The 12,249-nt window shown below is 68.3% G+C and carries 12 protein-coding genes; 7 read left to right on the forward strand and 5 right to left on the reverse strand.

What is annotated here, in order from left to right; all coding sequences use genetic code 11:
- The first annotated feature begins 155 nt into the window (after nt 1–155).
- The 3 genes from DTQ71_RS20555 to DTQ71_RS20565 all read left to right on the forward strand — a co-directional run bounded on the left by DTQ71_RS20555 (nt 156) and on the right by DTQ71_RS20565 (nt 3,912).
- Nucleotides 156–1,748: a phosphate ABC transporter substrate-binding/OmpA family protein gene (locus DTQ71_RS20555; RefSeq protein WP_109566178.1), complete on the forward strand. Its 1,593-nt coding sequence runs from the start codon at nt 156–158 to the stop codon at nt 1,746–1,748.
- Between the two features lie 91 nt (nt 1,749–1,839).
- The gene (locus DTQ71_RS20560) at nt 1,840–2,829 is read left to right on the forward strand and encodes a type IV pili methyl-accepting chemotaxis transducer N-terminal domain-containing protein (RefSeq protein ID WP_109566179.1); all 990 of its coding nucleotides are present in this window, start codon (nt 1,840–1,842) and stop codon (nt 2,827–2,829) included.
- Nucleotides 2,830–3,027: 198 nt separating this feature from the next.
- On the forward strand, nt 3,028–3,912 hold the full coding sequence (locus DTQ71_RS20565; RefSeq protein WP_109566180.1) for a type IV pili methyl-accepting chemotaxis transducer N-terminal domain-containing protein: 885 nt from the start codon (nt 3,028–3,030) through the stop codon (nt 3,910–3,912).
- Between the two features lie 443 nt (nt 3,913–4,355).
- Here the strand turns inward: DTQ71_RS20565 and DTQ71_RS20570 are convergent, their stop codons facing one another.
- From DTQ71_RS20570 to DTQ71_RS20585, 4 genes are read right to left on the reverse strand one after another with little or no spacing between them, the layout of a single operon-like run.
- The gene (locus tag DTQ71_RS20570) at nt 4,356–5,093 is read right to left on the reverse strand and encodes an SDR family NAD(P)-dependent oxidoreductase (RefSeq protein ID WP_109566181.1); all 738 of its coding nucleotides are present in this window, start codon (nt 5,091–5,093) and stop codon (nt 4,356–4,358) included.
- A complete protein-coding gene (locus DTQ71_RS20575) occupies nt 5,086–6,327 on the reverse strand; it encodes an MFS transporter (RefSeq protein ID WP_109566182.1) in 1,242 nt (413 codons plus the stop codon). Before DTQ71_RS20575 ends, DTQ71_RS20570 begins: the two co-directional genes overlap by 8 nt.
- A gap of 39 nt (nt 6,328–6,366) precedes the next feature.
- A complete protein-coding gene (locus DTQ71_RS20580; protein ID WP_109566183.1) occupies nt 6,367–7,128 on the reverse strand; it encodes a DUF1365 domain-containing protein in 762 nt (253 codons plus the stop codon).
- The gene (locus DTQ71_RS20585; RefSeq protein ID WP_407066420.1) at nt 7,125–8,423 is read right to left on the reverse strand and encodes an NAD(P)/FAD-dependent oxidoreductase; all 1,299 of its coding nucleotides are present in this window, start codon (nt 8,421–8,423) and stop codon (nt 7,125–7,127) included. Before DTQ71_RS20585 ends, DTQ71_RS20580 begins: the two co-directional genes overlap by 4 nt.
- Before the next feature lie 263 nt (nt 8,424–8,686).
- Here DTQ71_RS20585 and DTQ71_RS20590 point away from each other — a divergent pair, with 263 nt between their 5' ends.
- The 3 genes from DTQ71_RS20590 to DTQ71_RS20600 are packed head-to-tail and all read left to right on the forward strand — an operon-like array spanning nt 8,687 to nt 10,534.
- Nucleotides 8,687–9,232 (forward strand): sigma-70 family RNA polymerase sigma factor, encoded by a 546-nt coding sequence (locus DTQ71_RS20590; protein ID WP_281271264.1) that lies wholly within the window; start codon nt 8,687–8,689, stop codon nt 9,230–9,232.
- 17 nt (nt 9,233–9,249) lie between these two features.
- Entirely contained in the window at nt 9,250–9,915 is a 666-nt protein-coding gene (locus DTQ71_RS20595; protein WP_109566186.1) for a ChrR family anti-sigma-E factor, read from the forward strand.
- Between the two features lie 16 nt (nt 9,916–9,931).
- On the forward strand, nt 9,932–10,534 hold the full coding sequence (locus DTQ71_RS20600) for a LysE family translocator (protein ID WP_109566187.1): 603 nt from the start codon (nt 9,932–9,934) through the stop codon (nt 10,532–10,534).
- A gap of 48 nt (nt 10,535–10,582) precedes the next feature.
- Here the strand turns inward: DTQ71_RS20600 and DTQ71_RS20605 are convergent, their stop codons facing one another.
- Nucleotides 10,583–11,056 (reverse strand): CreA family protein, encoded by a 474-nt coding sequence (locus DTQ71_RS20605; protein ID WP_109566188.1) that lies wholly within the window; start codon nt 11,054–11,056, stop codon nt 10,583–10,585.
- A 91-nt stretch (nt 11,057–11,147) separates the two neighbouring features.
- On the opposite strand from DTQ71_RS20605, the gene DTQ71_RS20610 reads away from it, so the two are divergent.
- Entirely contained in the window at nt 11,148–12,236 is a 1,089-nt protein-coding gene (locus tag DTQ71_RS20610) for an MFS transporter (RefSeq protein WP_109566189.1), read from the forward strand.
- Nucleotides 12,237–12,249 lie beyond the last annotated feature (13 nt).

Here is a 12,249-nt window from a genome sequence, read left to right on the forward strand (position 1 = left end):
CGGTCGCTGTGGTCTGCAATTGCCTAAGATTTTCGCCGTTCACGCCCTAGCTCCACCGCGTTCCCCACGCAGCTTGCCGGCATCGCCCCGCTGTCCCGGCGGCACCGCCCGGTCTGTGCAGGACTGACCGGTTAACACTTAAAAGGAACGCTAACATGCAGAGCATTCGCTCCCTCACGACCACCAGCGCGCTGCGCGGGCTCGTCCTCGCGGGCGCCTTGGCCGCACCTGGCCTGGCTCAAGCTGAGAACGTCAACCTGATCTCCGCGGACGGAACCGTCGATATCGTCGGGGAGTTCGTCGCTTTCGACGAAAACACATATGTCATCCGCACCGCACTGGGCGAGCTGCGCCTGTCGGCCACGCGGGTGCGCTGTGAGGGGGCCGCCTGCCCGAGCCTCGAGTCCGGCAAGGCCGAGGCCGACGTAATCCTGGCTGGCTCCGATACGCTGGGACAGGGTGTCATGCCGCTGCTGCTGGAAGGTTTCGCCGGCGTGCTCGACGCTGACATGGCCGCGGTCGTGGATGGCACCAATCTGCAAGCCGAGCTGGTCGGCGACCAGGGCTTCGGCGACGCGCTGGGCTCCTACCTCGTGTCTTCCTCGGCCTCCGACGACGCGTTCACCGCGCTGCTGGACAAGACCGCCTCCATCGGCATGGCCGCCCGCCGCATCCTGCCCGCCGAAGCCCGCGCGCTGCGCGATGCCGGCGCCGGCAACATGATCGACCCGCAGCAGGAGCACATCGTCGCCGTCGACTCGATCGTCGTGATCGTGAACCCCGAGAACGGCATCGAAAAGCTCACGATGGCGCAGGTCGGCCAGATCTATTCCGGCCAGATCACCAACTGGAGCCAGGTCGGCGGCCGGGATATGCCGATCAAGGTCGTCGGCCGTGAAACGGATACCGGCACCGCCGGGATCTTCTACTCCGCGGTCATGGGGCAGGAGCAGGACAGCTGGCAGTTCGTCAACGGCATCACCATCGCTTCGGACAACAACGAAGCCGCCGCCCTCGTCAACGAAAACCCCGGCGCCATCGGTTTCGTCGGCTATGCCTTCCAGCGGGGCGCCAAGCCGATCAGCCTTGTCAACGCCTGCGGCCTGACCATGTCGCCCGACGCTTTCGCGGCCCGCACCGAGGAATATGAACTGCAGCGCCGCCTGTATCTCTACAACCGTGAGGACGTCGATCCCGAGTCGAAGGAGTTCCTCGACTTCGTGCTCTCGTCGGATGCCGACGCGCTGATCCGCAAGGCCGGCTTCATCGATCTCGGCGTCGCCTCCCAGGAGCAGCCGCTCGACGGCGACCGCGCCCGTTCGTTGCTCGACCCGAATGTCGACGCCTATGAAGGCAACGTGATGCGCGAGATGCTCGGCACGATGATCGACTACGAGCGTCTGTCGACCACCTTCCGTTTCCGCACCGGCTCTTCGAGGCTGGACGAGCGCGGCGCGATCGACATGGAGCGCCTGATCAAGCATCTCGAGAAGGCGCCCGAGGGCTCCAAGGTGATGCTGGTCGGCTTCACGGACGACGTGGGTGCCTTCGACAGCAACCGTGAACTGTCCGAGACCCGCGCTCAGCAGGTCCTGGCCGAGTTGCAGACCCGGGCGGGCGACCGTCTGGACGGCATCGAACTGACCTATCGTGGCTTTGGCGAAGTCGCGCCGACGGCGTGCAACGCCGAGGACCGTGGCCGCGCCATCAACCGTCGGGTCGAGGTGTGGATGCAGGCGGCGCGCTGATCCGCGTGCCTCCAGGGTGCGAGCTATCCCTTAGGGACGTATCGCACCCAATCTCCACCCGTCGCCACTTTTCAGTCGAGAGGACACCATCGTGATCCCCCGCATTCTAAAGAGATCGGCCCGCCTGTCCGCCGCGACAGCCCTGGCCCTCACCCTCACCCTTCCGCTCTCCGCCAACGCTCAAAGCCTCGACATGTCGAATTGGGCAAATGTCGATAAGATCCCCAAGACCGAGGCCACCGTCGTGCCGGTCCAGGTCCAGATCAAGGAGAATGGCCCCGAGCGCATCGACTTCGCCGGCAAGCTGCGCATGCTGACCCAGCGGATCCCCGCCTCGGCCTGCAACGCCGCCGCCGGGATCGGCGGTCGGGTCGCCAAGGGCTATCTGTCCGCCTCGATCGGTGAGATCGACCGCATCATGAACGCGCTGGAATTCGGCGACGTCTTCATCTCGATCAAGACGCCGGAGACCGACCGCCGCGTGCTGCGCCGGATCGCTCAGATGAACGATCTGTGGGAGCCCGTCCGCGAAGAGGTGCTGCCCATCGCAGACCTGAACGCCGGGGATACGACCGTCGAGGACATCCGCACCACGGCCGAGAAATCGCCGGAGATGCTCGAAGTGACCCAGGCGTTGGTCGGCGAACTGATCGGCGAATATGCCGACCCGTCGCGTCTTCTGGCGACGGACGCTGTCGGCCTCGACATCCTGGGCCGTCAGCGGATGATGCCGCAGCTCATCTCCAAGTCGACCTGCATGATCGCCGAAGGCATCAGCACCGACATCGCCCAGGAAGAGCTGAAATCGTCGATCGACCTGTTCGAGCTGTCGCTTCAGGCGCTCGCCTACGGCATGCCCGAGGCAGGCGTTCGCCCGCCGGCCACGGAGGAAATCCGCAACGGCCTGCTGGACGTGATGGCGCGCTGGAACGACGTGCGCCCGACGATCGACGCGCTGCGCGCCACCGGCACGCTGTCGACCGAGGAGCGGGAGTTCGTCTACGAGGAGATGAATGACCTCACGGCGATGATGAATGAGGTCTCGCGCATCTACGCACAGGCGAGCACCCAGTCGCTTTGACCATCATCGGGGGCGCCGCGTTGCGGCGCCCCCGATCTTTCCAGGTATGATCGGCGCGCTGTCCGCGCCTTGATCCCTCGTCTCCCTAGCCAGTTTCCTTCGGCCTTTGCCGCGCGTCCCCTCCTGCATCGCCCTGGCTCGAGATCGGTTTTGGCAGTCCCTCGCGCCCAGTCGGCGACCCGTCTTTGAAAGAGAACGATGAAACCGAACGTCTTCTTTCCCCTCGCCGCCGCTTTCGCGGCCGCGCTCGCCTGGCCCCCGGCGGCCAAGGCGCAAGCGCGTGAGGGGGCTGTGCGCGTCGATATGGCGGGCAAGCTGGGCATGCTCAGCCAGCGCGTGCCGAACGCCCTGTGCAACCTCGCCGCCGGTGTCGAGACCAAAGTCGCCACCGACCACATGCGCGCCGCCGCCGCTGAATTCGATCGCGTCGCGGCCGCTCTCGTCTGGGGCGATCCGGGGCTCAAGATCACCGCCCGCGAAACCGATCCGGAGGTCTTGGCCGATGTCGCCAGGCTTCAGGATGCGTGGGGCCCGATCCGCGCCACGGTCTTCTCGCTGCTGGATCGTGAGCCCGATTACGCCGACCTGGCCTCAGTGGCGCTCGCCTCCGACGCGCTGCTGGAGGCCGCGCAGGCGCTGGCTGTCTCGGTCCGCTCGGACAGCGACAACAATACGCCGGTCCCGCAGGCTTGGGCCCTGACCATCGACATCGCCGGACGGCAGCGGATGCTCGCGCAGCGCATGTCGCAATTTGCCTGTCTGCTGCTCGTAGGTCTCGACGCCGACGCCGCCGCGACGGAACTGACCCGCGTGATGGAGACCTATGGCACCTCTCTCTGGGCGCTGCGGTTCGGTCTCAAGGATGCGGGTATCCTCGCGCCCCCGACGGAGGAAATCGGCGCCCGTCTGGAGGAGGTCGCGGTCGACTGGGGCACGCTCGCGCCGATCCTGGCCACGATCCGGTCGGGGGGCGCGCCGGATGACGCGCTCCGCGGCCAGCTCTATCTCGGTCTCAACTCGTTGACGGGAAAGATGAACACGGTCGTCGGCCTTTATGTGGAGGCAAGCGCCGTCAGTTCCTGACGCCCGCAAGGATCGACCCCGTCTCGAACGGCCGCCTCTCGGAGGCGGCCGTCTTCGTTTGAGCGTAACGGTCGACAAAGGCCGCCGCCGGGCCGGTTTCTCCGACTCAATTGGTTAAAAAAATTAAGAAATTCCACCACTGCCGCTCTATTGGCCGATTTTTCCGATCAAAAGGTCACGTAGCGACCGCTGTGTCGCTGTGCGTAACCAGTAGCCTTGTTGCAAAGCGCCCGCTCTAGCAAGGGGCGGATTCTTTGACCGGCTCTCCTTCATCCGGGCGGACCGCCCGAAAGCGAGGGTTCCCGTGTCTCGACCGAGTCCGCCCCGCGCAAGGGCGATCGAAGCCAGGGCGGGACCGATGGCGTCATCGCCATGATGAACGGTATGCTTGGCTCATGCGCCGAGGGCGCGCGTGACGGCGCTTGACCGGGGGCGCGGTCCCGTCACTTGCGTGCGAAAAGCCCATACCACAGACCGTCCGGCAGGAACTGCCCGCCTCGGAACAGCCAGGAGAAGACCGTCGGGAAGCTCTTCTTGAACCGGTCGGAGCACATCAGCTCGAACATCTCCCGCGCGGCCTCTTCGGGGGTCATCAGGAAGGGCATGTCGAAATCGTTCTTGGCCGTCAGCCGCGTCTCGATGAAGCCGGGATTGGCGACCTGCACCTCCACGCCGGTATGGCGCAGGTCGGCATACATCCCCTCGGCCAGCCACATCACGCCCGCCTTGGACGCGCCATAGCCCGTCGCCCCCGGCAGCCCGCGAAAGCCCGACAGCGACCCGGTCAGCACGATATGCCCCTGGTCGCGCGCCACCATGTCGCCGATCACCGCGCCCACGACCCGGGCGCAGCCGGTGAAGTTCACGTCGCACATCGCCTCGACCTGCTCGGCGTTCCAGTCCTGCGCCTTCTGGGGCCAATAGACGCCGGCCAGATAGACCAGCCCGTCGAACTTTCCCACCTGCTTCGCCGCGGCGCTCACGCTCTCCATCGAGGAGACGTCGACGGGCAGCACGGTGGTCCGGCCCGGCAGATCGTCGGCCAGGGCGCGCAGCTTGTCCTCGGAGCGGGCGCTCAGGATCAGCTCGCAGCCCACCGCCGAAAGCTGCCGCGCCAGCGCCGCGCCCAGCCCCTCGGACGCCCCCACCAGCCAATATCGCTTGCCGCGCCAGTCACGCATCTGTCGTCTCCTCGTCGATGGATCGGCCCAGGGCGCCCAGCAGAGCCAGCGCCAGGGCCTTCAGCCCCAAAGGTAGCCCGGCATAGGCCCAGGTCAGGGCCGCGAGGGCCGCGTCATCGTTCTCGGCGCCCGAAACGAAGCCCGCCGTGTCGAGCGCCGGGAAAAGCGCGATGGCGGCCAGGGCCAGGGTGATCTTGTTGACGAAGGACCAGAGACCGAAGCCGTCGGCGGCGCCGGGCGAGACGCGCTCCAGCCGCCGGGCGAAGATCGCGGGCAGGAGCGTCAGGTCGGCCCCCACGGCCGCGCCCGAGGCCACGCAGATCGCGGCGAAGGCGGCCACGTCGCCCGCGCCCAGCGTCAGCGCCCAGGCGAAGGTCGCCATGGCCAGCCCCATCGCCGCCATGAGCGTCTGCCGCGCGCCCCAGCGGCGGGCGGCCCTTCCCCAGAGCGGTGCGGCGGCGGCGGCCGACAGGAAGAACAGAAGCAGCAGGGGACCGGCGGCGGCGGGTGCCTGGAGCCGGTCCTCAACGAAGAAGAGAAACAGGGTCGAGGTGACGGCGACCGGCGTCGCGTTGGCCAATGCGATCAGCAGAAGACGGCGCGCGACCCGGTCCGACAGCACCTCGCGCAGGCCGCCCGCGGGCGCGTCGCCCCGTGCCGTCCATTCCGGCCGCATCAGCCAGAGCGCCAGGGCAGCCGCCAGGACGAATAGACCGGCATAGAGCGCGAAGGGCGCGCCCGTGACCGCCAGCAGGGCGGGCAAGGCGGCGGCGAGGCAGACGCCAGACAGCGCACCGGTCTCGCGCCAGGCGGCCAGGCGCACATGGCCGTCGCCCATGGCGGCGGCCTTGGCCACCCCTTGCGCGTAAAAGCAGATCGTCAGGAAGGAGAAGCCCGAGAACAGCCCCGCCAGCGTCAGCGCGAACCACCAGACCGGCGGCAGCAGCGGCGGCACGGCGAAGAGCCCGACCATCGAGACCGCCATCAGCCCGCCCGCGCCCCAGGCCATCGCCGTGCGGCGGTGCCGGGTCATGGCGGACAGGCGGCCGAGCAGCGGATCTTGGACCACATCCACAAGGCGGAGGAGGAACAGCGCCACCGAGAGTTGCGCCAGGGTCACCCCATAAGTATCGACGTAGAATTTCGGCGCGTGGATATAGATCGGCAGCCCGGCCGCCGCGAGAACGGCGGCGAAGACGGCGTGCCGGCCCAGGCCGGACGAAGGGTCAGCCATGGGATGCGGCCATCACGCGAGGCGCGGGCGCCTGTCGCGTCACCGGCTGACCTCGGTCTCCGGCGGGGCAGGGCGGGGGCGGTAGGCCGCGCCCTTCCACCAGAGCTTCAGCGCCTGCCAGTGGATCAGCCCCAGCACCCGGCGCGACCCGAACGGCCGCCGCAGCGCCGCGCCCAGCAGCCCCCAGGACGTCAGCGGCCGTCTGGGACCGGCCAGCGTCGCGATCAGGCGGCCGTTTTCGCTGCGATACTCGATCCAGATCCCGATCTCATCGGGCCGGATGTCAAACCGGAAGCGATAGCGTCCCTCGACGGGCTGGAACGGCGAGACATGGAAGATCTTCGTCGCCTCCAGCACCATCTCGCGCTGGATCGGGGCGAAATTCGGAGAGTGGCAGAGATAGGAATGACGGTCCCCGAAAGTGTTCGTGACCTCGGCGATGACGACCCGCAGCACGTCGTCGCGGTCGTGGCAGAGCCAGAAGCTGACCGGGTTGAACACGTGCCCCAGGACGCGCGGCTGCGCCAGCAGCAGGATGCGCCCATCCGCGCAGTCGATCTCTTGCGCCTCCAGCACGTCGCGCACCCAGGCGGTCCCGCGCCCGTCGCCCGGCGGCCCGCCATGATCCGCGTCGTTCAGCGCCGCGAACCCGCGCCCGTTGCGCGCGAAGAGGCGGGGCAGTGGCGTGTCGGCCTCCGGCTCCAGCAGCACATAGTCGATGCCGTAGGCGAAGGCGTTGCGCACGCCCTCGGCATCGCGCCCGTGATAGGTGCGGGCGGGGATGTGCTGTGGGACGGTCATTCGGCGGCGATCCCGATCGCGTCGCGCCGGGTCATCGCCTCCACCACGTCCAGGGCAGACCGCATCCCGTCCTCATGGAAGCCGTTATGCATCCATGCGCCGCAGAACCATGTCCCGTTGGCGCCGTTCATCGCCCGCACCCCCTCGACCGCGTCCATCATGGCGAGATCGTAGACCGGATGGCGGAACCAAGTCTCGTCGTAGATCTCCTCCTCGGGGATGGCGATCTGCGGGTTCAGCGAGACGAAGAGCGGGTCGGAGGTCGGGATCGGCTGGAGGCGGTTCATCCAGTAGGTGAGGCCCAACTGCTCGGGTCGGGCGCCGGCGGGCTCGTTATAGTTCCAGGAGGCCCAGCATTTCTTGCGCTTGGGCATCAGGGCGTCGTGGCGGTGGGTGACGGCGCGGTTCGACTGGTAGCGGATCCGCGACAGCAGCGCCGTCTCCCGCGGGCTCGGGTCCGAGAGCAGCTTGAGGCTGTCATCGGAATGGGTGGCCAGCACGACCTCGTCGAAGCCTTCCCACTCGCCGCCCTGCAGCCGGATCGACACGCCATCGCCGCTCCGGCGGATGCCGCGCACCGGCGCGCCGAGCCGCAGGTTGACGCCCATGCGCCGCAGATACGCCTCCAGCCGCGAGACATAGGCGGTCGAGCCGCCCTCCACCGTGAACCAGTCATGCTGCCCGGTATTGGCGAGCAGATGGTGATTGGCGAAGAACCGCACCATCGCGGCGGCCGGGAAGTCCATCACGTTCTGCGACGGGGTCGACCAGATCGCACCCGAGATGGGGCCGAGATACCAGTTCCGGAAGCTCTCGCCCAAGCCGAGCGAGTCCAGGAAGGCGCGCAGGGTCAGCGACGTGTCGTTGGCTTCGTCGGCGGCGCGGGCGTTCCAGCGCAGGATGTCGCGCACCATGCGCAGAAAGCGCGGGTTGGCGAAGTTGCGGCGCTGGGCGAAGACCGTGTCCAGGGTCTGGGTCGAATACTCGATCCGCCCGCCCTGCAACGACGCCGCGAACGACATGTCGCTGTCGGCGATGGGCACGTCCAGCTCTTCGAAAAGCGCCAGCAAGTTCGGATAGTTGACCTTGTTGAACACGATGAAGCCGGTGTCGACGGGCTGGTCTCCCCTTCGTCCTGCAAGGATCGTGCGGGCATGGCCGCCAAGACGGGGTTCCGCCTCGATCAGGGTCACGGCGTGCTGACGGGACAGGGCATGGGCCGCGGCCATGCCGCTAATCCCGCCGCCGACCACCGCGATGCGGCGCGGGACGGGCGAAGAAAGGTCGAGAGGCAAAGCTGGATAGGTCCGTGGTTAGAAGCGTTCACATGGCTACGTAGCACACCGCATGATGGATCAATGCGGGGCAAAACCGACCGCGAAGCGCGAGAAAGTTGCGATCAAAGTGATCCGGGTGCGCGGTCGTGGCGTAAGTCTGGTCAGTTGGACAAAGCGGTTCGCTTTCCGGTAGGGTGAGGGGTCCGCGGCAAGGTCGCGGCCCTGCTGAATCGGAGACGGCGTTGACGTTCGACACGAGGGACGAAGGGCATTGGGCGGCGCTGTTGGTGTCGGTCGGCCGAGACAGGGATCGCGAAGCGTTCGCGGAACTGTTCGAACGTTTCGCCCCTCGCGTAAAGGCTTTTCTGATCCGGACCGGGCTGACGCCCGGTCTCGCGGAGGACTGTATGCAGGACGTGATGGTCACGCTCTGGCGCAAGGCGCATCTCTACGATCCCACCCGGGCGACGGTGTCGACCTGGCTGTTCACGATCGCGCGCAATCGCAAGATCGACATGATCCGCAAGTCCCGCCGTCCGGAGCCGGAGGATCTGCCCTGGGGACCGGAGCCGGAGCCGGCGCAGGCCGAAGCGCTGGCGCTGCGTGAAGACAGCCGGCGTCTCGCCGAAGCGGTCGCGCAGCTTCCGCCGAAACAGCGCGATCTGATCGAACGGGCGTTCTATGGCGATCTGTCGCATAGCGAAATTGCCGCCGAAACCGGTTTGCCCCTGGGCACGATCAAATCGCGCATTAGACTCGCAATAGACCGGCTAAGGCACGCGATGGACACCGATCCGCCGCGTGCCGCAGGGGGGTCGGGCAAATGATCGAGGGACGATCGACTATGGAACGCACGGTGACTCACCCCATCGGGGACGAGCTGCTGATAGGCTATGCGGCGGGTCTCCTGCCCGAGTCCTACGACCTGATGGTGGCAACGGCGGTCTCGCTGGACGACGACGCGCGTGCCCGGCTCGAGGGCTTCGAGGCGATGGGCGGCGCGCTCCTGGCCGAGGCGGAGGTGGCGCCGCTGCGCTCCGACAGCTTCGACAAGGTGATGGAGCGGATCATGGGCGCGGGACGTGCCGATACCGTCCATGTCGACGTCAAGACGCCGCGCATCGATGCTACGCTGCCGCAGCCGCTCCGCGACGCCTTGGGCGGCGATGTCGACACGCTGCGCTGGCGGGGCGTGGGGATGGGCGTCAAGCAGATCGTGATCCCATGTGGCGACGACGAGGCTACGGCGCGTCTGCTGTCGATCCCCGGCGGGCAGGCCATGCCGGATCACGGCCATGGCGGCACCGAGATCACCCTTGTGCTCAAGGGCGCGTTCCATGACGGCGACCTGCGCTATGCGCGCGGCGATATCGAAGTGGCGGATGACGCGGTGGAGCACATGCCGGTCGCGGATGTCGGCGAGGACTGCATCTGTCTGGTCGTCACCGACGCGCCGCTGCGCTTCAACAAGCTGCTGCCCCGGATCGCTCAGCGGTTCCTGAACATCTGAGCCCCCGGCCAAACTGGTGAGTGTCGTCGACTGGGCCGTCTTCGCGTCCTTCTGGGCGCTGTTCGTGACGACGCCCGGGCCGAACGCGGTCAACTGCATCCTGACGGCCTGGGCGGCGGGGTTTTCCCGGGCGCTCTGGTGCGTGGCCGGGATCCTGTGCCAGGCCACCCTGTTCCTCGCCCTGGCCGCGAGCGGCGTGACGGCGCTTCTTCTGGCCGCACCCGGGGCGTTCCAGGCGGTGAAGCTGGCCGGCGCGCTCTTGCTGATCGGGCTGGGGATCCGCGCCTGGGTGCGCGCGGGCGAGCCCGTACGCGCCGAGGCGCCGGCGGCGACGCGGCTCTTTCTCCGGGCCTTCCTGATCGCGACGATCAACGCGAAATCCGTCGCGGGCTATCTGGCCGCTTTCTCGCAATTCGTGCGCACCGACATCCCCATCTGGTCGCAGATGACCGTCATCGTCCCCACGGCGCTGACGCTGACGGCGCTCAGCTATACCGGGTGGTGCGCGCTGGGCGCCTGGCTCGGCCGCCGGGCGCTGGGCTTCGTGGCGAGCCTCTGGCTGCGCCGCGTCCTGGCGGTCTGCTTCGTGGGTTATGGCGTGGCGCTGGCGCTGATCTGAGGGGCGTGCCCATCAGGGACATGCGGATCGCGCCCCCGGGCGTGCGGTTCAGTTCGTCTCCGCGCCCGAGCCATAGAGCGGCACCGTCGAGATCGCCATCTTGGCCGAGCCTTCGGTCAGTTCCGCGGCGTGCACGAGGTAGATCAGGGTCTGATTGGCCTCGTCGAAGATACGCTTCACCCTGAGCGATTTGAGGATGATCGACCGGCTCTCCCGGAAGACGTTCTCGCCCTCCTCGCCGCGGTCGATATCGCCGATGGTGATGGGGCCGGTCTGACGGCAGGCGATCGAGGCGTTGGACGGATCCTCGAACCAGTTTCCCTGGCTCAGCCGGTCGATGAGCGAGCGCTCGAAATAGGCGATATGGCAGGTGACGCCTTCGACTTTCGGGTCAGCGATGGCCTCGATGATGATGTCATTGCCCACCCAGTCGACCCCGACCTCGCCAACCTGCTCGGCGGCGGCGGGGGGGACCAGGAACAGCGAGGCCAGCAGGGGCAGGGCAAGGCGGCGGAGCGGCATGGGACGGGTCCTTTCGCGAAGAGGCGGACGGGGGCGCGGCGGCCGTGCGCAGGTCATTGACCCTGCCGCCTTGTCATGCGCAAGCGGACCCATGTCCAGCCCCTCGGCCCGCGCCCTCGTGATCCACAGTTTCGTCGCCTTCGCCCTGGTGGGGGCGGCGCAGGCGCTTTATGGGCCGTCGGTTCCAGCCCTGGCACGGCTGCACGACATCCTGCCATCCCAGGCCGGAGCGATCGTCTGGGCCCATGCGGCTGGCGGTTTCGCGGGGCTGCTGCTCAACATGGTCTGGGCGGGCGTCACCGCGCGGCGGACGCTGGCCGTCGTGGCGCTGGGCGCCGGGGTCATGGCCCTGGCGCCGAGCTGGGCGGCGATGTTGGCCGGGGCGGTGCTGGTCGGCGCGGGCAGCGCGCTGGCCTCGGCGGTCTTCAACCGCCGCTTCCTGGAGGAGTTGGGCGACAGCGGTCCCCGCATGCTGGGCCTGCTCAACGCGCTGTTCGGCGTCGGCGCGGTGGTGGGGCCGTTGATCTTCGTCGCGGCGGGCGGCGGGATCGCGCCGGCCTACGGCGCGGTCGCGGTGCTGGCGCTGATCCTGTCAGCTTTGGCCCCCGGAGGCGTCCCCGCCGGCGCGCCGGCGGCACGGCCGCGGCTGGGCGCCGTGCTGCGCCGTCCGGGGCTGTTGGCGCTGGGCGGGCTCGGCGTCGGGGTGGAGCTGACCTTGGCGGGGCTGGGACCGGCCGCGCTGGTGGAGCGCGGGATGAGCGAGACGCGCGCGGCGCTCTGGGCGGCGGTGTTCTTCGGCGTCTTCCTGGCCGCGCGGGTCGCGCTGTGGTGGCTGGCCGACCGGATCGCGCCGCTGCGCCTCCTGGCTGCGTCCTTCGCCTTGGTCGCGCTGGCCTGCGGCGCGGCGGCGCTGGGCGTGCAGGGACCGGCCTATGCGCTGTCGGGCGGGGCGGTGGCGCTGCTCTTCCCGGCCTATTTCGTCGCCGCCACGCGCCGGTTGGGCGGAGGGGAGCGGATGGCCGCCCTGATCGTTGCCGCCGGCTATCTTGGCGCGACCGTGGTGCCGGGGGTGATGTCGCTGCTCTTGGGACGGCTCGGCATCGAGATGCTCTTTGCCGCGACGATCCCGCTCGCATTGCTGGGGGCGGCGGGGGCCTTGGCGGCGCGCGCGCAGGATTGAGTGGGCGGCGGGT

Source organism: Jannaschia seohaensis, assembly GCF_900116765.1.
GTDB classification, from domain to species: domain Bacteria; phylum Pseudomonadota; class Alphaproteobacteria; order Rhodobacterales; family Rhodobacteraceae; genus Jannaschia; species Jannaschia seohaensis.